The sequence below is a fragment of the Dulcicalothrix desertica PCC 7102 genome, assembly GCF_003991905.1.
GTDB classification, from domain to species: Bacteria; Cyanobacteriota; Cyanobacteriia; order Cyanobacteriales; family Nostocaceae; genus Dulcicalothrix; species Dulcicalothrix desertica.
In genome coordinates this window covers 166765-193368 of sequence record NZ_RSCL01000019.1, presented here as the reverse complement: position 1 = coordinate 193368, position 26604 = coordinate 166765, and the positions used below count along the sequence as shown (strand labels likewise).

23 protein-coding genes are annotated in these 26604 nt (G+C 36.9%); 7 read left to right on the top strand and 16 right to left on the bottom strand.

Going from position 1 to position 26604, the window contains the following annotated elements:
* The first annotated feature begins 68 nt into the window (after positions 1-68).
* Positions 69-3827 (top strand): hypothetical protein, encoded by a 3759-nt coding sequence (locus DSM106972_RS34230; protein ID WP_127084875.1) that lies wholly within the window; start codon positions 69-71, stop codon positions 3825-3827.
* 42 nt (positions 3828-3869) lie between these two features.
* Here the strand turns inward: DSM106972_RS34230 and DSM106972_RS34225 are convergent, their stop codons facing one another.
* Both DSM106972_RS34225 and DSM106972_RS34220 read right to left on the bottom strand, forming a co-directional pair.
* Positions 3870-4478: a GIY-YIG nuclease family protein gene (locus DSM106972_RS34225; protein WP_127084874.1), complete on the bottom strand. Its 609-nt coding sequence runs from the start codon at positions 4476-4478 to the stop codon at positions 3870-3872.
* 273 nt (positions 4479-4751) lie between these two features.
* On the bottom strand, positions 4752-5237 hold the full coding sequence (locus tag DSM106972_RS34220; protein WP_127084873.1) for an aminoglycoside phosphotransferase: 486 nt from the start codon (positions 5235-5237) through the stop codon (positions 4752-4754).
* A gap of 324 nt (positions 5238-5561) precedes the next feature.
* On the opposite strand from DSM106972_RS34220, the gene DSM106972_RS34215 reads away from it, so the two are divergent.
* Positions 5562-6029 carry an XdhC family protein gene (locus tag DSM106972_RS34215; protein WP_233787947.1) on the top strand — a complete coding sequence of 156 codons (468 nt, stop codon included), beginning with the start codon at positions 5562-5564 and terminating at the stop codon, positions 6027-6029.
* A 274-nt stretch (positions 6030-6303) separates the two neighbouring features.
* Positions 6304-8169 (top strand): AIPR family protein, encoded by a 1866-nt coding sequence (locus DSM106972_RS34210; RefSeq protein WP_127084872.1) that lies wholly within the window; start codon positions 6304-6306, stop codon positions 8167-8169.
* 179 nt (positions 8170-8348) lie between these two features.
* On the opposite strand, the gene DSM106972_RS34205 is transcribed toward DSM106972_RS34210, so the two are convergent.
* The 9 genes from DSM106972_RS34205 to DSM106972_RS34165 all read right to left on the bottom strand — a co-directional run bounded on the left by DSM106972_RS34205 (position 8349) and on the right by DSM106972_RS34165 (position 18119).
* The gene (locus tag DSM106972_RS34205; protein ID WP_127084871.1) at positions 8349-8630 is read right to left on the bottom strand and encodes a hypothetical protein; all 282 of its coding nucleotides are present in this window, start codon (positions 8628-8630) and stop codon (positions 8349-8351) included.
* Positions 8631-8741: 111 nt separating this feature from the next.
* Complete coding sequence (locus DSM106972_RS34200; protein ID WP_127084870.1) at positions 8742-9071, bottom strand: hypothetical protein; 330 nt, start codon at positions 9069-9071, stop codon at positions 8742-8744.
* A 142-nt stretch (positions 9072-9213) separates the two neighbouring features.
* Positions 9214-9471, bottom strand: coding sequence for a hypothetical protein (locus DSM106972_RS34195; protein ID WP_127084869.1), 258 nt, complete (start codon positions 9469-9471; stop codon positions 9214-9216).
* A gap of 48 nt (positions 9472-9519) precedes the next feature.
* Entirely contained in the window at positions 9520-9882 is a 363-nt protein-coding gene (locus DSM106972_RS34190; protein WP_127084868.1) for a DUF6876 family protein, read from the bottom strand.
* A gap of 111 nt (positions 9883-9993) precedes the next feature.
* Positions 9994-10242 (bottom strand): hypothetical protein, encoded by a 249-nt coding sequence (locus DSM106972_RS34185; protein ID WP_127084867.1) that lies wholly within the window; start codon positions 10240-10242, stop codon positions 9994-9996.
* A 530-nt stretch (positions 10243-10772) separates the two neighbouring features.
* Positions 10773-11498, bottom strand: a complete 726-nt coding sequence (locus DSM106972_RS34180) for a hypothetical protein (protein WP_127084866.1) — start codon at positions 11496-11498, stop codon at positions 10773-10775.
* A 165-nt stretch (positions 11499-11663) separates the two neighbouring features.
* Positions 11664-12035, bottom strand: a complete 372-nt coding sequence (locus DSM106972_RS34175; protein ID WP_127084865.1) for a hypothetical protein — start codon at positions 12033-12035, stop codon at positions 11664-11666.
* Positions 12036-12097: 62 nt separating this feature from the next.
* Positions 12098-12343 carry a Pb-reticulocyte-binding protein gene (locus DSM106972_RS34170; RefSeq protein WP_127084864.1) on the bottom strand — a complete coding sequence of 82 codons (246 nt, stop codon included), beginning with the start codon at positions 12341-12343 and terminating at the stop codon, positions 12098-12100.
* A 253-nt stretch (positions 12344-12596) separates the two neighbouring features.
* Positions 12597-18119 carry a DEAD/DEAH box helicase gene (locus tag DSM106972_RS34165; protein WP_127084863.1) on the bottom strand — a complete coding sequence of 1841 codons (5523 nt, stop codon included), beginning with the start codon at positions 18117-18119 and terminating at the stop codon, positions 12597-12599.
* 432 nt (positions 18120-18551) lie between these two features.
* Here DSM106972_RS34165 and DSM106972_RS34160 point away from each other — a divergent pair, with 432 nt between their 5' ends.
* A complete protein-coding gene (locus DSM106972_RS34160) occupies positions 18552-19145 on the top strand; it encodes an REP-associated tyrosine transposase (RefSeq protein WP_127084862.1) in 594 nt (197 codons plus the stop codon).
* Between the two features lie 122 nt (positions 19146-19267).
* Here the strand turns inward: DSM106972_RS34160 and DSM106972_RS54110 are convergent, their stop codons facing one another.
* Entirely contained in the window at positions 19268-19411 is a 144-nt protein-coding gene (locus DSM106972_RS54110) for a hypothetical protein (RefSeq protein WP_233787946.1), read from the bottom strand.
* A gap of 73 nt (positions 19412-19484) precedes the next feature.
* Between DSM106972_RS54110 and DSM106972_RS34155 the strand changes: the two genes are divergently transcribed.
* Both DSM106972_RS34155 and DSM106972_RS34150 read left to right on the top strand, forming a co-directional pair.
* Positions 19485-19721, top strand: coding sequence for a hypothetical protein (locus DSM106972_RS34155; RefSeq protein ID WP_127084861.1), 237 nt, complete (start codon positions 19485-19487; stop codon positions 19719-19721).
* A 24-nt stretch (positions 19722-19745) separates the two neighbouring features.
* Positions 19746-20168 (top strand): HNH endonuclease, encoded by a 423-nt coding sequence (locus DSM106972_RS34150; RefSeq protein WP_325052243.1) that lies wholly within the window; start codon positions 19746-19748, stop codon positions 20166-20168.
* 27 nt (positions 20169-20195) lie between these two features.
* On the opposite strand, the gene DSM106972_RS34145 is transcribed toward DSM106972_RS34150, so the two are convergent.
* From DSM106972_RS34145 to DSM106972_RS34135, 3 genes are all read right to left on the bottom strand, one after another.
* Positions 20196-24038, bottom strand: coding sequence for an Eco57I restriction-modification methylase domain-containing protein (locus DSM106972_RS34145; protein WP_170213623.1), 3843 nt, complete (start codon positions 24036-24038; stop codon positions 20196-20198).
* A gap of 570 nt (positions 24039-24608) precedes the next feature.
* A complete protein-coding gene (locus DSM106972_RS34140) occupies positions 24609-24863 on the bottom strand; it encodes a type II toxin-antitoxin system HicA family toxin (protein WP_233787945.1) in 255 nt (84 codons plus the stop codon).
* Positions 24853-25362, bottom strand: a complete 510-nt coding sequence (locus DSM106972_RS34135) for a DUF4365 domain-containing protein (protein ID WP_127084859.1) — start codon at positions 25360-25362, stop codon at positions 24853-24855. Before DSM106972_RS34135 ends, DSM106972_RS34140 begins: the two co-directional genes overlap by 11 nt.
* A gap of 176 nt (positions 25363-25538) precedes the next feature.
* Here DSM106972_RS34135 and DSM106972_RS34130 point away from each other — a divergent pair, with 176 nt between their 5' ends.
* The gene (locus DSM106972_RS34130) at positions 25539-25733 is read left to right on the top strand and encodes a hypothetical protein (protein WP_127084858.1); all 195 of its coding nucleotides are present in this window, start codon (positions 25539-25541) and stop codon (positions 25731-25733) included.
* Between the two features lie 111 nt (positions 25734-25844).
* Here the strand turns inward: DSM106972_RS34130 and DSM106972_RS54105 are convergent.
* The coding region (locus DSM106972_RS54105) for a DUF8741 domain-containing protein (RefSeq protein ID WP_524536093.1) at positions 25845-26604 on the bottom strand (760 nt) is incomplete at its 5' end.

Sequence of the window (26604 nt, the reverse complement as noted above, 5' to 3'; positions counted from 1 at the left end):
AGCTAGAAGAATTAATTAGCTTTGGTAACTTCTGACTCTAGTCACCACTCATACTTGCCAGAAGTACTATGGTTTTAAGACTTAATCACTTTGATACGAAAACAAATCTTAACACTGGGATACAAGAGAAACTAGAAAATACACTTGCTGAATACTTATTCCCTGGTGTTGAATTTAGTATTGGCACTGCTTATCTTAAAGCCACAATACCGTCCGATTTGCAAGAACATAACGGTATGAGCTTGCAATTTTCAGCGGGTAGTAGAATGTTTTTTGCGAATGACCCAACTATTCGCGATTCCTTATACCCAAATCCTTCGGATGGCGCCGCTTACCCTTTACCTTTTACACCTTGTCGCACTTTTCACCCTCTGCAAGATGTAAGAATTTTAGTTATTGACGACACGACAGGAGAAAATGGTGGTGTTATTGCAAATAGTGATGCTCGAAAGCTGGTTGGTGATTGTAAAGGGTTAATTGATAAGACTTTTGCCGCATCAAACAACATTGAACCGCGCGCTTTTCAATTTCGGCTTGGTATTCGACCTCAAGAAGAGAGCTTAGTAATGCGGATTGCTAAAGGGACACTGGCGCCTGCAAGGCTGGATAAATTTGGTGAATCGTTTTTTCGCATGGGTGGTAACACCTCTTATGGGACTCTACGCAGTAAAGTTGGCTATGATATGGTACTTGCCACTTCTTGCTTCAAAGGTAGGAAAGGAGAAGATGCAATTACACCAGGCGAGTATATGCTGTCTATTGGTTTAGGTGTAAAAGCATTAGCTTTATATAGAAAACACAGTTTAGGAACTCAAATTTTAGTAAATTACCCATCGGCGGTAAAAAAAGAAATTTTACCTATAATCAAGCAACAAGCAGAACAACTTGCTCATGACCAAAAAGATTTAAGGCGCCTTGCACAGCGGTATCTTGAAACTTACGAGCGTCGTAAAGCGTTATTGGCTAAAAGTTTAGAATCAAATTTCCAAGAAGATATAGATGATAAATTTTCGATATTTGATAATTTAGATTCAGGTGGAGAAGCTGATGACACTACTGATGGCGAAAATTTTTCTTATGAACAAAAAGATTTATTGCTATACTCATTATTAAAAAACGATTTATCCGGTTACTGCCAACTTTTGGAGCATCCCAAAATAATTACTGAACTTCAAGAGTTTGCTCGCAAAGAATGGGTAGAGATAGCAACTGGACGCTCTATCAAGTTTACTTCTGGCCTGGCTCAACCAAATTTAGACTTACAACATAATGAAATATGTATTCCGACAATAAATGATGGTGAAGAAATTATAGTTACTCGTTCACCCTTAATTAATTCAAATGGTGTTATCACTTTAAAAAATAGACACCTACCAGAAATGTTAGACGGATGTGTTTACATTCACCCGAAAACAGCTATGGACAATATGCAGTGCGATTTTGATGGTGATTTGCTGGCATTTGCTGCAAGTAAGACTTTTCCTCACCTAGCAAGTGAAGTTAAAGAAAAGAACTTATCTCAAAATCGTTACCCCGATATCGTCAAAAAAGCTAAAGTCGCTTATAAAGGCACGTTTGAGAAAATATCTATTTCCGCAATGTCAAATAAAATTGGCATTATCGCTAACGAAATTCAAAAGAATATCGCCTTACAATGCGAAATTTGTGCTATGCCGCAAGCCGATAAATTAAACTATCTCAAACAAGTATCAATTCATTTTAGTAAAGTTCTGCAAAAACATCAACAAGGTAAATTAAAGATTCCAGATAAAATTATACAGAAGGTCAAGCAAGTTACTATTAATGATATAAATAGTCAGCAGACTGAAGAAAAATTAATAAGAGTCAAAAATTTATTAAAAGATTGTGTAGCTGAACTTGGTAATGAGTTGCAAATTGCTACTGATGGCGTCAAAAGTGCATTACGACCTGACAACTTAATTATTGCATACTGCCAAGCCATAACAGATTATAAAAAAATCGAATGGTTATCCGATAAGAAAAATTCAGAAGCGTTTACTAATAGAGGCATGAAAAGCAATGGTTATAGCCCAATTGATTTAATGATTCAACAAACAAATCAGATATTTGAACAAAGCCAACTTCATGCTAGACCTATTGAACAGTTTAAAAAATTATATCCCGATATTGTATTAACTGACCATCATAAAGAACAAGCGCAAATAATCAAAACTGGATATAACTCGTTAATCAAACAACGTATCACATTAGAAGAGAGAAAGAAATTAGAACCAGGACCGTATCTTGTAATTACCTCTTCTACAAGTGGGAAACAATTAGAGATTACCAATTTAATTAAATTTGATGTAGCTAAAAATCCAGAATTTTGGAAAGCATCCGAACTAAGTATCCGCATTCAGTCAAGAATACCATCAGCAAAAATGTCACATCCTTTAAAAGCTACTGCCAAATACTTTGATACTGATGGTCAAGTGAAAGATATCACGATTGGGACAATCAGCATGAAATCAATGAAGGAACATGACCTAAAACCAGGAATGTCTATCAATCAAGCTAAGGTTGAATTCCACTTTGGCATCAGCGATGGAATGGTAGATGCTTTAAAACAGCAAACAATGGAATACGTCGAATCTATCAGAAATAGTACGCCCGAACCTGAAAAGTTACAGTTAGCAGCCGCAATACACGATATTACCCATACCGAGGAAAGTAAGAATTACCAAGGACTCAAAAGGGCAGGTGTTGCATTCGCCATATTCCCCAACGAAGTAGTTGGTCAACTTCACTCTTTACAGTTTACCAAAATGAGGGTAATCGGCGCCCAGTTTAATGAATGTGCTGGTATAAACTTTAAGGGTGAACAAGTTGCAATTAAATTTGAGGATGGTGCAAATCCTCGTGACCCAACTAAAACCGCACGTTGGGTAACTGTAGAAGAAAAAAAACTCGGAACTATAGACGCGCGCTCCCCTCAACTTATCGCAGGATGTGAAGCACTGGCAACTATTACTTCTTCCCCAAACACCAGTATTATCGTCACTAGTCTCAAAAATCCTGACAACAAATTACAAATTGACAATACTGATAAATATGCTTTTGCTGGTCGCGACTGGCAGAGTGAGAAGACTAGCATCTCCTTTAATGTACAACAATCAAACGTAGGTAAGGCGCCTGTTGTTATCGCATTATTGGGAAATCAAGCTTTAGGAATACTAAACAAACAATCAACAAACTTTTTACTACCTCAGTTAGCTAAAGGAGGTAAAACAATACAAGGGCTAACAATCACTGGTATTGTAAATAACGCACCTGCAAGCTATGCGGATATTGTAATTGACCCCAACAGCGTCAAGCTCCCAGATATTCAACCAAATAGTAATCAGCCTCTTGTTGCTAGAGTAGTATTTTTTGAAGCAACAGTTGATAGTAACTTACAACAATTAGCTGACCAGATGATGTGCAATATGTTGCAGCGCGCGGTTGATAGAGCTATCGAGCGAGGTTACAACATTATCCACTTCGTTGATATTTCTCCACACCAGTTAGATAACCCCTCACCTGCTGTAAAGATGATTCAGGAATTAGGCGCCACGCGCAAAGATATTAATATAAAATACTTTGATGTTGCATCGCCAAAAGAAGCCATAGGAAATTTAGTGCAACCGGATGACATTGCCCTTGGGATTCGCAGTAAAGAGACTATCAATATTATTGGGTATGCTGCAAACCAAGGAAAAGCAGTTGCAGCATATATTCCCGAAACTGGAAAGTTTGACAGGTATAATTTACCCCCAATCGAAAAAACAGTTACAGCTATCAAAAATGAAATAGAACGTGACGCATAGCTTTAATGCCTTTACATTAGCAGCGCCGAGTTTTTGATAATTTTATACTGCAAAATTATTCATAGGTATGTCATCTTGACTATGGTAAGGCTTATCGACATGATTATAAGCTGTTAAATTATACATTATTTGTTGATAAGCTTCTTCTGGTGTATAAGGATAAGGTATACGATAAATTTTTTGCTCACTATAAACTGCATTTAGTTTATTTTGCCAGTATTTTACTCTATCCAGTAGTAAGTATTCATTGACTTGTTCTACAACTTTTACAACAAAAGCTTCTATACCCAAAAATACCCAGTCACTTTTGAACAAAATTGATTTCCCACGACCAGCACAACTTCTCAAGTATTCTTCTGAATTCTCCCATGTTTCTCTCATATTTCTGATTTCGTGGCTATTACCAAGTTCTTTGATATGAGTTTTCATTCTTTGTTCAAAATTTTTTGTTTGTCCTACATACATTCTACTATTTGACAAACAAATGATAGAGTAAATATATCCTGTTTGAGGATAATTTTTAATTAATTCAATTGCCTGCTCTTTTGTTTCCGCTAAGAGAGTTTTTCCTGTTAGTATTTCTTTTAGGGTTTCGATAAACTCTTTATCTAAATATTGATCGCATTGCTTTATTTCGGGAAAACTAGACATATATCACTTAAGTTTTCATTCATCAGAGTATGAGAATTTTTTATTTTGATAACCTCAATTAAAACATAAAATAAAAGTTATTAACGTAAAGAATTAATTCATATTTTATATTTTTGTGTCTTAACTGGTATGAAAACATCGTCGGAGTTTGTGGGTTCATGCGCGAACCCACAGAGCCACCTAAATAAATCACGAGGTTGTCACAATACGTGACAACCTTATATTAGTACATGTTAACTAAATTAAGCAACAACAGCCTCGAAACTCCGAGACTCAACAAAGCTGTTTCTGTTTGCTTGTTGAAGTTTTCATTGTCAGTTGACCAAGCACCTGTTTAACTTTGGATGGTTGATATCTTAACACATCTTGAAGTTGCGCGCGCAATACTCCTACTTTTTGGTAGCTTCCATCAACCTTGTCTCTAATTCCTAAACGTCGTGCAGCAGTACGAACACGGGACTGTGGTAGCTTTTGTATCAGCAGTTCAAGCGACTCTATGTCAATGTAGTGTGTTGTAGGTGGCGCCTCAAAATCTGCTGCTGGTATGGATACAGTCTTTACATCTGTGTCAATTAATTGAAGCTGTTGCCTATTTGCATTTTTAAACTGTGGGTATACTTGTTGGACGTCCACTTCGTTCTTTGCGACGTTATTCCACAACTGCGTCAGTCCTATAGAGAAATCTAACGCTATTGTAATTGTGATAGTAGCACAAAGTACTACAATGGTCATTGTTAAGAAATTTTGAATGCTTTGCATTTTCTGTCTCTCCATATAAATCGCGCGTGTAGCGAGTGCGCTTTATTTCATAGATATTAACCCGTAAGGGTTTGCAATTATCCTTTATAAGTTTAAAGAAAACTTCTTCCCTATTGTTCTTCAAGCATTGCAATTAAAGTGAGATATTGTGTTTGTGGATAAAATTGCGTTTTGAAATATACACGGAATGAGCCATCAGAGTAAATTTTCAAGTCTTTTTCATCAAAGACTATTTCCTGACGTTGCAACCACTCAACAACTAAAGCAATACTGTAAAGAAATATTAAACAACAACAACGATACTGTAAAACTCAGCTAGAAATAGTGCGGGAAACCCGCGCAAATAATGCCACTTATGAACGCTTTCCAATGGCTGATAAAATAATTCTCGCACGTTGGGAAACCATACATCAAGTATCTATAATCGAACGCACTGCTGTTGTGATGACGCATAACTACCTTGACGACATCGAAATAGTCAAGATGTTGCTTTTATCTTCTAAACGATGTGTGGGAGTTTTTGGTTCAAAGCAACGTATTGAACGATTATTGGCTGACTTGCGCGCGGTAGAAACAGTTTATACAGACAAAATGCTAGAAAAACTACACGCTCCAATTGGTGTTGATATTGGAGCAGAAAATTCAGAAGAAATAGCAATGGCAATGATTGCTGAAGTTCAAGCAGTCAGGACAAACCGCAATGCTAGTTTTTTGAAAAACCGTAAGAAGCCAATTCACTCCTCAGTTATTGGCACACTAAGCGCATCGCAAGACTTAATATTGCTATCTTAACTATTAATGTAGGTATGAGCTGAAAAATCGCATTTCAATGTTAAGTTGTGTTAAGATATTGTATAAGTTAACACATTTAACTTATAATAAGTGTTAGAAATCTTCATTCAAGGTATGGTTTGCTATCTTGAGTGAAACAAATTTAAAGTAAATATATTGATTTAATAGTAAATTTATAAGATACTCTGCTATACTTTCTTGTTGAAGAGTAAGATTTTAAACAGCTTCTGAGATATGGTTTAGTTTTTTAAAGTAGTAGTTATAGGAGAATATTATGAGTCTAAGAATATTGCTAGACGACAAAATAGATAGACTGCTTAAAAATAATCCTGATTTAAATGATTTAAACAAAAATAAATTTGAAAAAGCTGTAGCTGCCATAGTAAATGTTAGGCATTTACATGGTATTGAATTTGATAATTTGGTTAAAGGTATGATGGGCGATGGTGGAGATGAAGGTATCGATTTATGCTATTTATTCCTAAATGGTAAGCCAATATATGATGATACAATAGATATTGATAAAGATATTAATAGTCAATCAAAAATAGTTTTAAAGCTATTCCAAGTAAAAAAAGAAGATAGTTTTTCTACTGACGGATTTAGAAAATTTGTTGAAGGGATTGAAGAAATTTTTACACTTGATCTTAGTTTAGATAAACTTAAACGAATAGGAGCTAATAAAGAGTTACTAAATCAAATTGATTTAATTCGGCAAGTTTTTAGGAAAACAAGATTAGAAAGTTCTGATTTTTTAGTAGAATGTTATTTTGCTACTGCTTCAATTGTAGATGACTACTCAGAAAAAATTAAGCATTTACAGACAAAACTTGAAGAATTTTTATCAATGTATCAAATTCCAATAACTTTTTATTACTGGAATGCTCAATATCTACTCAATTTCACAGATAATAAAGAGGAAAAAATAGAGTTTGAGTTTGAAGGACAACCTCTGATGGTTTCTGAAAAAGACGTATTAACAAGTGGTTATGTTGGCTTCATAAACGGTAATACTTTAATGTCAATTCTTGTAGATGAAAACAGACGCTTTAAAGATGAATTAACAGATGGCAATATTAGATTTTTTTTAGGGGAAGATAAAGTAATTAATGCTTCTATCATCGAAACTGCTTTGTCAGAAGAAAGGTCAAAAAATTTCTGGGCAATGAATAATGGAATTACTGTAATAGGAGAGGAAATTACTCCTACCACTAAAGAATCTATTTTAGTCAAAAATCCACAGATTGTAAACGGATGTCAAACTGTTCATTGTTTATATAATGCATATAAAAAAAATAGCAATTATCAATTACCAAAACAACTAAAAGTATTTGTCAAATTAATAAAAGCAAACAATTCAGATATTAATTCGGAAATAATAAGTGCTACTAATTCACAAAATCCAGTTAAGTCTATCAGTTTAAAAGCAAATGAAAGTATTCAAAGAAACATTGAGAAGCATTTATTTAAATATGATATTTACTATGAGAGAAGGGAAAACTACTATAAAAGACAAGGTAAGAGCGGTTTAAGAGTTATTAGTCTAGAGCGTTTAACGCAAATAATGCATTCTGTTATAAACAAAGAACCTATAACAGCAATTAATGATACTGCTACCATAATTGATTCTGAAAATAAGTATACTACATTGTTTCATGAGAAAGTTGATTATGATATATATCGCTTTGGATGTGAACTATATTTAAAAAGTTGGAGCTTGAAAAACTCAGATATAAGAAGTGGCAATCTTGAAGATAAAGAAAGGGATATAATTTCAAAAGGAGGAGGAGGTTTCTTATTAATTGCAGTTCTGTCCTCTTTAATATTGTCTGATGCGGAATTTTCAAAGGGTGGAGAAACGACTAAAGAAAAATTTATAACAACTATTGATATTTCTATTCCTCAAAGAAAAAATGATTTTTCTATAAGAAAAGATATTGCATTCGTCATTATTGATAATGATACTGAATTTATAAGACATTACAATAATGCTAAAAGCATCCTTTTCCAAGCAATTGAAAATTATGAACATTCAACGAATAGAAACTACACAAAAATATTTAAAGCTAGAACATTTGAGAAGGATTATTTAATACCAGCTATTAAAAACTTTTTAACATGCAACTTAGCTGAATTATAGAAATCATAAATCATTTCATGTCAACAGCATAATGCTAATAAAATATTTGTAGAGACATTAGATATGGCACAACGCGTATCACATCTCTACCAAATATTTTTCAAATTAATTCACCAGTTTAATATTTAGCTTTTTCCGCGATTACGAGATTGATTTATTTTATCCTTATTTCCACTTGCCTAGCTCAAACTTTCTCGTGATTGTTCTTCAAGCATTCCTATTAATCTTTCATATTCGGCTTTTGGAGACAACGGTGTGCTGAAATATATACGGAAAGAACCATCTGAGTACATTTTTAAGTCTTTATAGTCAAAAACTATTTCCTGACGTTGTAACCAGCTAATTATGATACTGTAAAACTCAGCTAGAAATAGTGCAGGAAAGTAAATACGTGCGCTAATAGCTCCAGTTTGTGCATGAACTATTACACGAAATTGCGGGTGTGTTAAAACGAGTGCCATATTATATTACCGTTGCAAATAAGGACAAGAAAGAAAAAGGATTAAAATACTGAGTGTTTTTCATGGTTGATACTCAGTATTTAAGACCCGTGCGTTACAGGCGCCGTACAGTTAAGGCAATTGTTTTGACAATTGGTAAATTCCAGTATCAATTTCCAATTGGTAAGTGTTCGCAGGGTGTTGCATTAAAAAGTATTCAAGGTCAGATATTTGAGTTAAAGTCAGTTCGGTAGTCAGAGCATAACCGCTTTTTTGCAATACAATTTTTGGAAACTCTTTTTTCCCGCATCTTCCTGTTTGCAGTAAATGATACTGATTTTGATTGATTTGTAACTCGTAGTCCAGAGCTTGATAAAAATTTAAAAATTCAGTCAGACGTTCTATGGAGCTTATTTCATGTGAATGTAGTGTTCCAGATTGTGTTCTACAGGATATAAACATAATCAATCCCCCGTTACCGTATTTCCATTACTTCTTGAGGCGTGAGCCTATGAGTAAAAAGAAATGCTTTTTACTGTGAGCAAATCAATTATGTTTTTAAGCTTTGTAAATGCTTTATAATTAGCCTTAATCGTATCAAGAGCTATTTTTTACGCTCCTGAACAATTTCTAGTTGCTGGCGCCGATATCTGAGTATTAACTTTGTATCTGGAACAATTCCTTTTTTACCTGGAAAGTATACGAGATAATCGCCTGTTGATTGGCTATAAAAATAAACTACCCCAACACAGTTCGTCAAATCGAGCAGTTGATGGCAGTCGTATCCATCAATACGAACCTTCGTACCATTTTTAATTACAGAAAAGTTGAGCGATAGCTGAATAAAGCCATTATTATTCATGATTCTGTACTCTACAATAGCTTTTGTTTATGGCTGCTATTCTTGACATCAGTATTCGGTTGGCAGCATCAACACTTTCTGAGCTAGGTAAAGTTTGATAGTAGGCAATGGAAAGTCAGTGTAAGGAATATCCTGTCTTAACACTTCTTTATCAGTATCCCACTCACAAATTAAGATGCCTGATTTTTCTTGAACTATCAGGCGCCAAATCTGAAGTTCTTCCAGATACGGATTTGATAACAATTGTTGAGTTTGGTGTGAAGCAATTGCGTCAATTAGCCAAAAACTTTGTGTTGTTTCAGCTAAATGCTTGATGCCTTCGGTATACCGGATATTTAACCAATGCTTATACAGAACACATGAACCACTAAACTTTTTTAGTTCTGCGATTATTTCTTCAGCACTTTTCATGGCTTAAACCTCTAAATATGGTTTCATTACCTCATAAGGCGTAAGCCGAAAAAAAAAAGCTACTAGCAATTGTTAAACTAGTGGCTTTATATTTTAGAAATTATAAATAGTTTAGGAAACGCAAGCGAATTCACTTTCCGCAGCTAATTCTGACTCAGTTAATTCATCACAATAACCAAGCGGGTAATCGAAGACTATGGTATAATTCCAGATATTATCGTCATCAAGACGTAATCCAGTAACTCGACCAATAGCCCATTTACTTTCTTCACAGTTACTTCTCATGGCAACGCGCGAATTGAATGTATACTTTGGAGATTGAGCGCGAAAATGAGAAAAATGAATTGTGATATTGTTCATATTTTTGTGTGATAGTGTAGACAACAGTATTCACTTTTAATCCAGGCGTGAGCCTGAAAATATCTTTTATAGCAGCACAAATTAAAACAAGCGTTTACATATTTATCTTCGATACATGCCGGGAGCTAGCTTGAATTTGTTTGTTTTTATGCGGGTAATCTTAAGACGAAGAGGGAAATTTTCCGGAATCGTGATAGTTTAAAAAATTAGCATATGACTAGTATCATGATTGATGGTTGGATTCATGGAAGTCGTGTAATTTTATATATTTATTATAGCATTTAAATCTGCGCTTTGAGCCTATTTAACTAGCAAATGAGTAGCGGTTTAATAAGGATTTTTAATACCCATATTATCGCTTGATTGCGTTAAAACTATATTCAAACCATACAGATGTATTGAGTGGAGTGTATGCGAGTATTACGGCGCCGTTTGTGTTCTACCACATGTATTTTAATCACCGTTCTTTATGGCAACTTAACGCTCCTGGCAAATTTTCCAGAAGCGTCAAATGAGTGTAAGCATCTAAACTATTGCTGATTTAAATACTTCATGAAATTAGATACTTTCCAGTTTAAGCCATGAACGGGGTCAGCAATATTTGGCTTCGATGAGGCGCCGTTGCATAACCCGCATGAGTCACATTGCACCCTGTCATCTTCGGTGTGACGACAGAGAATTTCGTTTTCACTTAAAGGAGCATTAGGGGCGATTATTCTAAAAGTTCTCCAACCTTGATTTTGGGCAACGCGCGCTTCAGAAGAACTGTGAACTGATGCCATTAAATACTTCTTCCAACGAGAATCACAGTGCGACCATTGGTGAGTAAACCCTGTCCACCTTTTCGATGCTGAGATTATTGGTTCCCACACTTCAAACGGTACTGCTGTAGGGTCTCCGTATGAACCAATTCTAATTGGGTAGCGGTAATGCTTTAACATTGCCATTTCGTTGGCGCCGAATTTTGGGTAAGCTCTCCTTGTATACTTATGATATACGTTATTCACTGGAAGCAAAGAGACGTAGCAAGCACCTGTTTGGCTCATTCTCAAGCTACAATTACCACACACGCCTTGATCTAATCCTTCTTTCGCTGCTTTTGTTGGAGTAAAATCTTGCTGTAGTATCCAACTTTGGATTTGCCTTCCTGTCCTGCGGTTTGATGTAGGGAAAACGAAACCTGTAAGTACAAGAAATATGGGAGAATTATCAAGTAGAGATGCTCCCTCCCAAACGATGTAACCATTCTCTAACATATTGTGTTACAATGCTCAGATATTAGTGTTTTAGAAAGCTTGAAGCGGTTATTTGAACATGCGCTTCGGATTGCAAAAAGGGTGATAAAGCTTGTATTTATCACCCTTTTAAACATCAGTATTAGGTTGTTAGCCGTCAGACGGGATTTAGAAGAATTCGTCTTCCTAAATTACCCTTGAACGAGAGTTGAGTTTTGCTATTTCTGCGTACTTCTGTCTACGTTGCCAAGAAAGTTGGTTTAGCAATAGCAAATCCTCTAAGGTTTTACCAAACTTACGGTTAGCATATTCAAGCAACTGTTGTAGAGAGAAGCGTTTTTCTTGAACTTTGCCGAAATCATGAGAAAACCGCTCTTTAAAATCATTCCAATCAAATGCTTCAGATAGAGAGCGCTTTGCTATAAGTCCAGACAGTTCGCGAATAGCATAGTATACTTTTGAGTACACGCGCACTTGATAATCAACAACAGCGTAATCACCTAAAATCGAACTATCAATTGGTTGGAAGGATGGGATAGTAGATTTTTGCTTCGTCATATTCCAAATTCCTAATTATTCATTCGCATTCCTTGGCGTAAGCCTTATTACGTGCAGTTTACTTACCACCAAACTTTTTCATCGCAGTCAGCCATCAAGTCTTTTTTATCGCAGTACAATTGGTATTCAAGTTCTAATTGTTCTAAATCCACATCTGATGCCAGCGCTTTTACCTCGGACATTATTTCCTGAACATGCTCTTTATCGCTGGCGCCTGCATAGTAAACCTTGATAAATTTGTCAGCTTTACTCAGGAATTTCTCTAGATTTGTAATAAAAGTTTGCTCAACGCTAATTTGCTGAATCATACATGCGTACCAATGGCGTTCATGCCGCTCTACGGCGTAAGCCGGAAAAATCAGCTTATGTTAGTGAAATACTTGTTTTTACCTTTTTAAAAACACTTCCAAAGTGGAAATTTATGAACAAAACCAAGAAGCTATTCAAGCTGGCGCCCTGGTGACGATGATGATTGAATATAGATATACGGCGCCTCGATAATTTGGGTTATGTAGGATATAGGCGCCGCAATAACGTCTTCTACTATGCACTTTCTCATGTCTAAGGCAACGCGCTCAATTTACTCATCCAATTTTCGTCATATTTTAGCGTTAAAACCCTATAACCTGTGTTGTATTTGAGATTGTCGCGCTCGATTTTGTCTTGCTTTTTTTTCTCTGGACTGTTGTGTACTGAACCATCGCAGAAGATTGCTATTTTGTCTTCAAAGTAGAGAAAATCTGGTTTGCTGTTTGCGGATGGTATAAGTTCTTGTGTGGCATCGGGTAATTTATACCCGCGCTGATATATCTCGGTTAATACTATCCTTTCAAATTCAGAATTTGGGTCGGTTTGCGCGAGTAATTTTTGATACTGCTCGTTGCGAGATGTTTCTTCAATTTCATTTAGGACGTTGCTTTGAAGCAATTCATTAAGCCAAGGTTTGATTAGATGGCGATTTATTAGGGAGTGGTCAAATTGATTGCGGTAAGATAGTAAACATTCATAGCAAGCTTGAATGCAATTATCTTTGGGTTCTTTGAAATGGCAAATATCTAAAGCTGCATCGGCGATTTTTTGGAATGCGTCGGGTTGTTCGAGTAGTTGGGAAAGTACACCGGCGCCACCTTCGGCAGCTTCCCAGAAGAGTAGATATTTACCTTGTCCCAAGCGTTCTGAGTCTAGTTCGTCGGGTTCAAGTTTATATACAGCTTGGATGGCTGTTTCTAATACGTATTGGAATGTTGTAATTAATGCTTCGCTGTTTTCGCCTTCTATACCAATAGGTTCTACCAGTAAAATATTGCTGGTGTCTTCAACTAAAATGTGGACTTCGGTGTGGATATTTTCAGGAGATTGATGATTGGAGTTATCTCCCCATTCTCCAGTTTTGATGTCAAGTTTAAATCCGCGTTCGTCTCTATTTTTCCGCAAACCACGATTAATTCGCCACAGTTTTGCTGTTGCGCTGTAGGTTAAACGTAAGAATGATTGCCCGCTTGAGGTTTGGACAATTGCAGTTTTACGTTTTTGCTCACTATAGCGGTAGTGAGTGGTTATATTGTACCCATATTTGAGACGTTCTTCTTCGTCGCAGGTAATACGCTCGCGTCTTTGGGTTATTGCTGTTTCCATTGGTAGCAAGCGACTAATTTTAGCGATGTTTCCGTAATTATCAGGTTTAATTTGGGCGCCACAGTTATCACAAATATCTTGGTCATCGCTTTGATGGAAGTAGCCGCAGTTAAAGCAGACGCTAACTCGGTTATATTCGTTTTCAATACCACCAACGGCTATTTTGGTTTTTGTCACCATGAACTTACTACCTTCATAGTAAACAATGTTGTTGGGTGCAAATTCACGTAAAGCGACGCTACGGGGACGAGAGATAAATTCGCCACTGTCAGGACTGGTGCGGATATAAGCACGGATAGGAAGACGAGGGAAGTTAAACCCTGGTAAAAATCCTTCGGCGGCAAAGTAACGGTACGGGTAAAATTCAAATTGAGTTTTGTTTTTGGTTTGCAAGTTACCAACAAGTAAATCAATTTGGCGTTGCGCTTCTTTTTCTTGTGCGTTAGCTTTGTCCCGCTCTTCTTGGGTAGTATCCCCGCGCGCGGAACGGTCGATAATAAACCGTGATTTTTTCAGTTGTTCACATGCATCACTATAAAGTTGGCGCCAACGCTTGCAAGCGCGATCAAATGCTTCTATGGCGTTGTCGAGTGTGAATTTTAACCAATCAGTTGAATACCAAGATACTTTTTTGAGGTCATGGGTACAAAATTTATCTTCTAGTATTGATTTAATCGCTTCTAAACACTCGTCTAGCTGCTTTTGTGTCAAAGTTAGTTGAGTGCGAACGCTGTCTTTAAGAGGGTAGCCATCTAAATCTAAGTCGAGTATTTGGTTCATTGCTTCGCCAAACTGCATTCCAGTACGTGCTAACCAAACTGAATATATATGCGATTTAATTAAATCTTGGTTGGCAAGTTCGAGTTTAGGCGCCGCAACAACTCCAGCAACCATTTGATTTTGACGTTTGAAGAAATACTGGTCATGACCGCTACCAATTGAGGCATAAGTAAATACTAGTGCTTCCTGACCACTTCTCCCCGCGCGTCCGCTACGTTGGGCATAGTTGGCGGGACTGGGGGGTACATTCCGCATATGAACAACGCTAAGGTCAGAAATATCTATACCTAGTTCCATTGTGGGGGAACAGAACAAAGCTGCGAGTTCACCGTTGCGGAAATCATCTTCCCGTTGTTGACGGTCTTGGTTGCTCACCTGTCCGGTATGCTCCCGTCCCTCCATTGATTTTATCGTGTGGGCGTTGTTTTGATAAAAGTTTTGGAAAAAGCTATTAATGGGGGTGTGAGTATTTTCATCACCTTGTAAGCGTCGCGATGTTAGGGGGTCTACGGGTATTTGTTCGAGTTGAGAAGCAATCCAAGCTAGAGCATTTATTTTAAGTTGTACTCCCTGTGGTTGGTCGTACAAATAACCTGCATCTTTCAATACACCAATTAACGCTGCAATTAATTCATCATACTGTGCCTCGGTCAAGGGTTGCAATAACCAATCCCAGGCTCTAGGAGAGCGCAGAAATCTACCTATCTTACTTCGGGCTGTTAATTTAATAGTACTTTGGAGGTTATATCTATCATTTTTGCTATCGGTAGTTGCCCACTTAGCACTATGTAGGTATTCGTATTTCTCAACTTTCCAAGGTTCTTTAAGGGCTTGGGTAACTTCACGGCGTAACTGGTCGATACCATCAGGTTGTAAAATCTGGGCATCAATAGCTAGTTCCTTCCGCAACTGGTCGAGAAAGGTTTTTGCTGCATTGTAGCGATGTGTAGGTGTCGCTTGAAGTAAAACTGGATGACGGTATTTTTGCCAAATTTTATCATTTTGACAAACTGACTCCAGTTCCATATATTTAATAGTCAGTAACCCACACTGCTCTAAATTTGGCTGTACAATTCGCCATCCCCGTCGCAAGTCTTCATAAAGACGATATTCAATTAAATCTCGAAATGCATTTTCGTTATTACGTTTACCAACACCCACATCAGCAGGTGTAGAAGCATAGTCTGACTGCGATAAACCCATATATTGCACTACCATTGTTGCCAGTTGCTTATGGGTTAATTCTTGGTTTTCTTGAATAGCGCGGTTTAAAGCAGCACGAAGAAAACTTGTTTGCACAAAATCGTTAAAATGTCCAGCTTGTAGAGAGGCGTCTTGACGGTTATCGGTAAAACTGAGAATCTTAGCAGCGTTAGCTTTTTCACCAGTATAGAATTGTTTGAGACGGTTAACTGTAGAAAGACTTAATAAAGTAGTTGCCGTGCTTCGTCCTTCGCTACTCAAACGCGATAATTTAGCAAACTCCTTTTTCTTGCCATCATGGACAACACCGCAATTCAAACAAGTGCGGAAAGGTTTAGGAATAAACCAGCATGGTGTACCTTCTAAGGAAGAAGTAGAAACGGCGCCATTTCCAAGCACATAAATTTTGCGGGGAATAAACTTTTCATATTCCTTCTTAACCACCCGTCCCTGTTTCTTAGTTTCCCGGAACCAAGTATCAGGAAGTCGTTCCTCATCGTTATAATCCCAAAGCCCGGTTTCATCAAGACTCAAATAACCATCTTGAACATTATCATCATCAGCGGGTACTTCCAACATAGTTGGTAATTGAGGCGCCACAGTATGATTATTAGCATCGTACCGCACCACATAATAATCATGCCCACATTCCCGACAAAACACCAAAGGAAACAGCAAGCGGTTATTAGTCGTAGTATATTGACCGTCTAATGTTAAAGTCCGCGCGTCATGGGGTTCAATAGTGGCATAAACACTACCCCCCTGAGAAACAAACTGGTGCAAACGAAACGCCAACCCCTTAGTTTTACTCCCCCACAGAAACATTTGTTTAAGAATATTTAAGGATTGTTCGTAGTAGCGCTTCAGCGCATCTTCATTGGTTTGCAGCGCATCTTCATTAGTTTGCAGCGCATCTTCATTGGTTTGTGCAGAAGCACAACTACGTGCCAATTTTTCCGCACCTTCTTCCAAACTAATCGGTTGGCGCCGCAAATAATTAACAGACTGCTTCCTAGATATACTATAAACACCACCCGCATCCGCCGCCAACTTCCTACCACCCGGCGCCAAATCAACCACATCCCCAGTAGAACTATTATCCTTCCCAACAACCTCCCGCACCAAACCAAAATTCATCTCTATCCAAGGCGCCAAAGGATGTTTTTGAAACTCCTCCAAAGTACGTTCCGATGGGTCAGGCAAACCATGTTCCAAACCAAAACGCAATTCCTCAACAGTTGGTTCAGAACGTTGTATCGAAGGTTCGAGAGTTTCATCAATAACATTATTAACCCCAATCTCCACCCCAAACAACTTACTAGCCACAAGAGCAACAATGGAGCGCCGTTCAATACGAGTACCCTTCGAGGCCATCGTAGCACTAGTACCAATACATAATAATTCCTGACTTCCCTGACAACGTTGACGAAGCTTGCGAATTAATATCGAGACATCAGCACCCTGCCTACCCCGGTAAGTATGTAACTCATCAAGCACCAAAAACTTCAGGTTTGGCGAACTCACCAACACATCCTCATGCGCGCGCGTCAGCATCAACTCCAACATCACATAATTTGTCAGCAAAATATGCGGAGGATTATTTTGAATATAGTTTTTTTGCTCAGGAGATTCCTGACCCGTATACTTCTCTACACGGATATGGGTATTAGAAACATTATCAAGGAACTTCCGCAACTCTTGTTCCTGGGAGTTAATCAAAGCATTCATCGGATAAACCAAAATTGCCCTAACCCCATTAATTCCGGGATTATAGAGTAAATCATTAATAATGGGGACAACGTAAGTCAAGCTCTTACCCGAACCAGTCCCCGTCGTAACTATATAATGTTCTTGGCGCCTAGCAGCTTCAAATGCTTGCTTTTGGTGATAGTGAAAAGTAAAAGGTACACCATTTTTGGTACCGAAGTACTTAACACAATCTGGATGGAGAATATTTTGTTGTACTAGCTCAGTGACAGTGGCGCCAGTTTTATATTTAGGGTTTAATTGTACTAACGGGTCAGTCCAAAGTTGCCCTTTATCCAACTCGTTGTCTACAAATTCTTTTACTTTAGGGTCGCGTATTTTTAAAAAGCTTTCAATATATTGACGATAGTCACCAATTACTTCATTACGAAATTGAAATATATCTAAAAATTGGGAAGTAGACGGCGTAGAACTATGAACAGGTAATGGAGTTACTCGTCCTAAACGATTGTCAATATAATTTGATAATTGAGTAGCAAAAGAATCTGTTAATGTAGAAGAATCAATAACCTCTGCAATTTGTATAAAGTCCCAATCTTGAGGAACATTACTAAATATTAAATCCAATAATTCCAGCTTAACAGAATCAACGTTAGTGCAATTAAGTATCGCAAAACCTTGACCTATTAAAGTACTTACAGGTGTAATAGCGCTTTCAGGTTGTGATAATAACTCTTGTAAATTTACTAAAATTCTCATAATTTATTGAACCGTATACCATTAACCCACGCATTGCTCCCGGAACAACCCACATAAAACAGGCGCCGTTGCTCATTAATTATAACTGTAATTTCATCATATAGCAGGTTTTTATTGATACAAAGAATATTTTCCTTTTCTAAACCGACAATGACAACAAAGGGAAATTCCAAACCCTGGCATCTCAAACTCTTACGCACACTAAGAAGCTTAACCCAACCCTGCCCCTAGTGACTTTTTACTTATAGCCTAGGGTAACTTTAGGAATTCTTTAAGAAATGTATCTGTTACTGATAATATCCACATAAAAATTTAACGAGAATTTTTACTAACGTACTACTAAGTTAACTACATTTTAATAAATTTGCAAAAAATCAAGGTTAACTTAAAAACATAAAACAAGCGCTCTTCGCCAAACCAGAGGCTAAATCAATGTACGAATATCGAAAACTCTCCCAAGAAGAAAAAATCGCACTTGTCCAAGAAAGATTGAAAAAAGGATTTCCTCCGCATTCGCCACCACATCCTATAAAAAATAGCGAATTTTACCTGATCACAACAACTTGTTACGAGCATAAACCTCGAATAAACACAGAACAACGGCGCCAACAGTTATTAAACGAGCTATTTGATAAATTCATAAACCAAGGAGTTGAAATATTAGCATGGGTTATTCTACCTAATCATTATCATTTACTAATGAAGAATGTTGAATTTAAACTATTGAGCAAAACATTTCGCTTAATACATGGTCTTCTTGCACGCCAATGGAACCTTGAAGAAAATACTAGTGGTAAAGTTTGGTGTTCTTATAGCGACAGGGCAATTCGTTCTGAGCGGCATTATTACACAACGTTAAATTATATTCATTACAATCCTGTTAAACATGGTTGGATAGAATCGACTTATGATTGGGCAGAAAGTAGTATTCACTGGTATTTGGAAAATCATGGTCGAGATTGGTTGCGTGAATATTGGGTTAAATATCCGGTAAAAACATACGGGAAAACCTGGGATGATATATAGGCGCCATATATGTTTAATTTAGTTTCTAATCGTCCAATAGTCTTTACTCAGAGAATTAATAAACTCTGAGGGATTTGACTTAGAACCGCACACCATCAACGCGCGCATTGCACGAGAACAACCTACATAAAACAGGCGCCTTCTTTTCTGGGAGGGTCTTTTTCCAAAACTTTTATAACCTTGGTAACTTTTTTACTGATAGCTTGATAGCTTGAGGTCAGTTTAGGAGTTCGTTTAGGAATGTATCTGTTACTAATAGTGGTCACATTTGTTTAATTTGTAATTTATAAGTGCAACTGCTAAAATAAGAGCAACATCTAGTGAAAAGGTACTAAATATATGACCAGCGTAGTAATCAAGCCTTCGTCTTGGCTAACAGAGGGAATTCGAGTTGAGAGAATTAACAATTTCAACTTATTCAAGTTTACAGAAGAATTAGGCTTACGTATGCAAGAACTCCTCGATAAGAAAAAAGCTGACCTTCTAACACCAGATGAAGCTACCGAACTAGAAGCTATAGGAGAATTAGATACCATATTTAGTTACATAAACGCTATAAATGCATCACAGTCATGACAATTTCTAATAGTACTCAGGAACTTGTACGCAAACGTGCGTTCATATCGATGTGAGTATTGTCGTTATCCAGAATTTCTTAGTACGTCTCCTCTTACAATTGACCATATTAAACCACAGTCTTTGGGTGGTTCAGATGATGCTGATAATTTGGCATTGGCTTGTCGTCGCTGCAATGAACGTCATTATAATTTTATTATTGGCACTGACCCAGAGACTCAACAAGAAGTACCATTATTTAATCCTCGTGGTCAAAAGTGGTCTGACCATTTTATTTGGTCAGAAGATGCTACGAAAATAATTGGTGTAACATCTATTGGTCGTGCAACTTGCAACCGTCTCGATTTAAATGATGAACGTCGCGCTGACAAATTTATCCAAAAATCCCGACATTTTTGGGTCAAAGGTGGGTTTCACCCTCCTGACGAAGACCCCCGTCTTTCATAAAGAAATTATTTTAATTATTTTATTTAATCACCTCTTGCCAAACATTCTATCCCATGCTTCGAGAACTAATCTTTGTGTCCTGTACTCGCCAAATTGTTTAATTTCATTATTCTTTAATACACGGAACGTCTCGCTGGGAAAGTCGGCGCCGTAAACATCCGCAGGGTCAAGGATATATCGCAACTCATCGCGCGTAAGTCCGTAGAGTTTGGCGTAATATGCGTCTAAATCTGCTCTTAATAGCGCGCGTCGGTTGCTGTCCCAAATAAATGGTTCGCCGTTATATCCCATGTCTTGGGCGAAGGGTTGCATATCCCATGCAGTGTAGACTAGTTCGAGGACGCGGGGGACAATAAACTTGATGTCTTCTTGGGTATAGGATTCGGGAGAGAGAACTGGAAGCTGTTTGAGAATAAAGAAACTCAAATCGACTCCACCTATTTTTTGTCGTGTGCTATAATCAAAAACTAAGCTGTTACAATTAGCAAGCAAACAAGCATTTAATACAGTTGATTTATTATTAATAATAATTGGAGCTTTATCATTAACTGCAATTTTTGGCAGAATATTGAAAATAGATGTACGCTGATTTACAGCTTTAGATGTTCGTCGGAAGCATAAAAACCAATTTCTTTTCCATTTATCACCTAAAGTATTTTCTACATTATCCTTTTCAATCCAATAACGTGGCTTAACATATAAATTAGTATCAATCTTTTCCGTATCAGTTAAGTCACGAATCTCACTTACATCATTATAAGTTGCCCAACGATGGTCATACTGGTGAAACATCTTGGCTTCATAAAGAGGAACTAAATTATTACCACCTTCATTTTTAAACAACCCACTATCATTTGCCATATCAAACATTCGCATGAATGAAATAGACCAAGGATTATAACCAGTGCTTTCATTTTCTAGAACAGGTACGTGCTGATAAATTTTTATTGTCAATTCAGTATCTGCACGAGTTCTAAAAACAGGACAAGTAAGAGTATTCGGATTGAGTAATGCAATATCTCGCGATGATAATTTAAACTGACGCTTTGGATTTTCTAATTGTCGTGGTTGCGTCAAGAAAAAAGCAAAATTTCCACATTTTATAGGTTTAGCAGTAATAGAGATTAAAGAAAATTTTAATTGTCTGTCTATAGCAGAAAATAACCCTTCTCGATTTTCAAAATCATACAAACTTGCTAAAACTTGTTTCTGTGTTAAATCACCAAAAAACTTTTTACAAGTATCATCAGTAGCAATTCCTGTAGGAACATAAATACCGACTCTACCATTATAGGAAATGAGTTTTCTTGCTGTTTCAGCAAAGACAGCATAAGTATTAATATCACCAACAGCAGTTAGTGGAAATCTACCTGACTCACGTATGAATTTAGCTTGAGCTTCTACAAAATGCTTTGTATCTTCCCAAAGTTTTGCAAGCATAGGATTAGTTTCAGGCAAATTTTTTATTAATTTTTCTCGTGCTGCTTTATTAACAGCATTTGCAATGTCTGCATCACGAAGAGAGAAAAATTCTTTTTCCTGTAATTTAATTCTTTCCCAAGGTGTATTTCCTAATACACAATCAAACCCACCAGCCTGAAAAACTTCAGGAAATTCTAAAGGCCAATGAAAAAAATGTTTCTCTTCAGCTAACTTATTAGCAGTATCTACAATTTGTTTTGATAATAAATTACCTTGTAGTAATTGACTTAAGACTGCTGTTGTTGGTAGTAATTGTAAATTATTATCAGTTAAAGGGGTAAAAAAAGCAGCAGTCCATAAATTGCAAGCCGAATAATCTCGCCACCACCCTGAATTTTTACGATTTGTAAAATATTGTATTTCTTTCTGTCTTACACCATTTGGTGTTTCTTCATCTATATAATCGAGAGAACGCCATATTTCACCATATTGTTCTCGTTCAGGTTCTAAATTACTAAAGATTGATAATTGTCCTTGTAAATCTGTTTCTTTTTCTTTTTTATTTCGTTTTTTTAATTGTATAGATAGTTGCTTGTTATCTCCAGTTACAGCTTTATAAGCTTCATCAGGAATTCCCCCATATAAGCAATTTATTTCTAAAACACCTATAAGAGAATTACCGCATTTAATTCTGTGATCCAAAAAATGGAGTGGTAAACCTCTATAAAAACCCTCAATCCATAAACTAACCTTACATAAATCAACTGCTAAAGGATTAATATCTACACCATAAATACACTTTCTAATTACATCGCGAATTGCATGATTCAAAGGCTCTTTTCCTGGCTCTGACTCTCCTGTCCGAATACGGGCTAATTCCTTACTTATCCGACGAGCGGCAGCTAAAAGGCAATGACCAGAACCGCAAGAAATATCTATTATCTTTAAACTTAATAGTGCTTTTTCTAATTGATTTTTATCGTTTATATTACGAAGCTTTTCTTCAATTACTGGTTCAACAGTAGTTTTTATTAATTGGTTTACTAGTTGCTGTGGAGTATAATAAGCACCAGTTGTTTTCCTTTCGCTACCATATACTAAAGCAAATTCATATATTTCATGACGCTGTTTAACTTGAGGTTGAAAATCCAATAAGCTTTCGTAAATGCTCCCCAGTTCTTCTACATCTAGTGCTGCATAATTTACTCGTCGTAATACGTTTTTATCTACATATAAAGATAGAAATTTTATCGCTTGAAGCAAATCATAATTATCAAGCACACATTTATCTATATCAGGTAAAGTATTACTACCAAATAATGCACCATTTAAAGGTGATAAGCCTAATACTTGTCCACGCCAGTTTTCATCAAATAATTTGAATGTAACACATAGACCTTGCCATAAATCTTGAAATCCTTCACGTCGATACCTAGGCTTCTCAGCCAATCTTCGTAACCTTTCAACACTATAATACTCTCTATAAATTCGCGCTTTTTCTACATCATCACCTATTAATAATAACTCTCTTCCCTCTGCTACCATTAAAAATAATAAACGGTAGATTAAACGTAATAATTCACTATAGTATTCTTTGCTGGTAAGTGATGGTTCAAAATGAGGAATTAATCCTAATTTTTGACGTAATTCTTGATTATCAGGATGTTGAATAAATCCGTTACCAAAAATTCGTAATGCTTCTTCTACTCCATCGCGCAATTTATCCCTTACTCGTCCGCCTTGTTGTAGTGTTTCTTGATGATAAAATTCCAACAAGCACTTATCCGCATCATCCACACCTTCAGGTAAGCGGGAACGGTGGAAAAGCCGATAAAATAAGCCAAATTCAGCAAAGTTTTCGCTGTTGAGGATTTGCTCTAAGTCAAATTCTATATACGATAACCGTGTCATTAACGAAGAGTCGCGTAACAGGCGCCAACGATAACCATTTGTAGTTATAGCCCACAAATGCTCTGTCTTATTTAAATATTCTTGTACCAGACCATGTGCAGATAGTCTAGGTGTACCACTTGGTGGACGCTGGTCTAATTTGAGACGACAGCCAATGATATGAATGGGTGGCTTGTTTTCTCCTGGTTCCGCGCGGTGAGAAATAGCATAAGTTAATCCATCAACTTCTTCGGCTTGACGGGTAAGAGTTGGCTTGTAACCTAGGCTTTCTAATAATGATACTGCCCATTCGCGCGTAATTGTTGTAGCTGTGTCGTCCTCTTGGAGTCGCGCAAGTTTACGCTGGAATGCTGCCCAGTATGCTTTGCCGTCACCCCAGGCAACAGCTATTTCATCGGCTAATTTATCAGTTTTTGCTAGCCCGAAATCTTCTGATTGTTGCCCTTTGACACTACCTGTTGCCAACAGAGAAGTCATATCGGAGGCGAGTAGATTTCCTTCGATTTGTATTGCTGTTATTGCACCTGCTACACTCATAATTCACCGCGCGTAATTTATATAAAAGTTAAATTTAAGGGGTTGGTAAATGTCAGCGCACTACGTTTCCCCTGCTTGCATATCAAGTCTATCGGTCATAGGAGCATAGAAAGGCAGCAAAAAGCCGCAGAAAAATAAAATGTCTTCTGCATCACTCTTAGCTACGGTGATATTACTTAAGTATTTTCTGGTTTTAACATAAATTTATATGAACGGCTACTAAACAGCTATACTTTTTTAGTGGCTAGTAGTGTCAACACCATCAGTAACATTACAACAACGTATGACATAATGACATGTCACACGGTGCCTCTACTCAGTTGCCGTCAAGACCCGCACGCGAAACTGTCTAAGACCCTCAACCTCAGATATTGGAATTTCATTTAGCTAATGCTTCTAAAGTATTAATGTATCATTTTGCCAAACACCTATTGCTAGAGCTTCAAATCCGACTTTGGATAATGTTAGAGATTTTTTGGTAGCCAGTAGCAAGATTTTAAATATTGGCGCCGCAAGTAGAGCGTATGATATAATCTAAATTAAATTAAATTAAATTAATATTGATTTATTCTAAGAAGCAACTTTTTCTAAAAAACTAGTGAATACATCCCTATCCATTAAGCCATTTTCGTCTAATATCTTACGTACAGCTACTAAATGCATAGTTCTTACATTTGCTTGTTGCTCATAACCAGGCAAAACAACTAGTGTACCGAGTAGTGAATACTCGTAGACTTTATGCGAGCCAGTTGTCGGTACTTCCACAAAACCGATACTCAATAGCAATTGTTCCAGCTCTGCAAATTTAATATTTCTAATCATCATGACGAATTACCCCTTTTAGCTGCTTGAGTACATCATTCTTAAATGTAGCAAATTTTTTGATAGCCTCTTGATTTATAATATTCTTTTTAGGTACACGAACTACTACGCTGTCTCGAAGTTGTTGTAAGTCGAATTTTTCTAAGTTCTCAAAGTATGCCTGTAAATATAACCAGTAAGCCTCCTGAGCCTGAGCATCATATATAATCAAGATGCATGGCATTGGTTCATTTAACCATAATTCCAAGTCCGAGCGAGTCAGCTTAAAAGTTACTGTTTCATTATCTACTAACTTAATTAAAGAATTTGTTGCTTTTAACTGTACATATATTTGACCATTTTCAATCTCTCCATTTTCATCATAAGTAAATATTTGTAAGTCATAACCATAATCATATTCAATACGCTCTACTGAATAACCACACAAAAATATGTACCTTTCAACGAAATTAACACTTAAGTCGGCTATAATATGTTCTCTTGGTCTCTTTTTTCTTGGCATTGTTTAATTAATTGTCAGTTTTAAATAAAACAGTTTTTTCTGTATACTTATTTAAACAATATTTAATTCACTATATTGAAAGATTACATATATTATCTGACCCAATTCAATACATTGCAATACTTAAAGTATGATTTGATACTCCAAATCATAAATTATTCTTTGTCTTTGTCGTCGTGCCCAACCATTTTGGATTAGTTTGGGTTTATTTCCATGAATCAATAAACTCGCAGCAATTAATAATCGCAGGTTGTCCAAATTTCGTACCTTTGATGAGGTCAGGTTTCATAGGTTTTACTGTTTACAAACGGCGCCTGCCGAGAATGCTTGTATTTTTAAGTGGTGTTGGCGCCGATTTAAAATCTCTCTAACTCTCCTCTCTGTGTACTCTGCGTCTCTGTGGTAAAAAAAATTCTCCCAAAATTAATGACACAAACCAGTAGTTACAGATTTGGCAACTGACCATTCGTGCGTAATAAAAATTAAGTTTTGCGTTTTCCGGGTTGGAGGATGAAGATACCTAAAATATCCATTGGTAATTGGGGTTTTACTTGAATTGCTCCTTCTTTAGTAATTGTTCTCACACGACGATGAGATTGTGAAAGTGTTTGTGACCGTAAAGCAGCAAAATCCTCCAAATCACCCTCTAATACCTTGATGTCTTCGAGTAATTCGCTGATTTCTTCTTGTTTTAATTCTTTGGGAGTATTGCTAACTGCCTCAGCTTGTTTGAGTAACTCGTTCGCAATTTCTGGTTCTAGCCATTTTGGTTGAGACGGGGCGCCTGTAAACCCAATCACAGCGCATTCTTCTGCTAATAGTGTTTGATTTTTAGTGCTTCGGAGTAAATGACGCAATCTGACCAACAATAATGTCGTGCGTTTCTCCACTGCGTCAGTAACTGTATACCCACACCTTGCTGCAATGGGGTTATCTTGATTAACCAAAGCATCTTCGAGGATGTGACGTGCTAAAGCTTCTACTAACGGGTGATTGCGTCCAATATATTCAATACCTTCCGGCGCCGGATGGACGAAAGTGAGTAATAACGGTTTTTCTCCGAGCGAAGATTGAAGAAATGCTGGAATCGACGGTAACAGCCATTTACCCTTTTTTTTATCAATGAGAGAACAATTTAGTTTCTCGCAAGCTGACTTAACGAATATGAAGACATCTTCTTGCGAACCTAAAATTTGGTCAGAATCAACCAATTCCTGCTGAACCTCTTCTGGTTTAATGCTG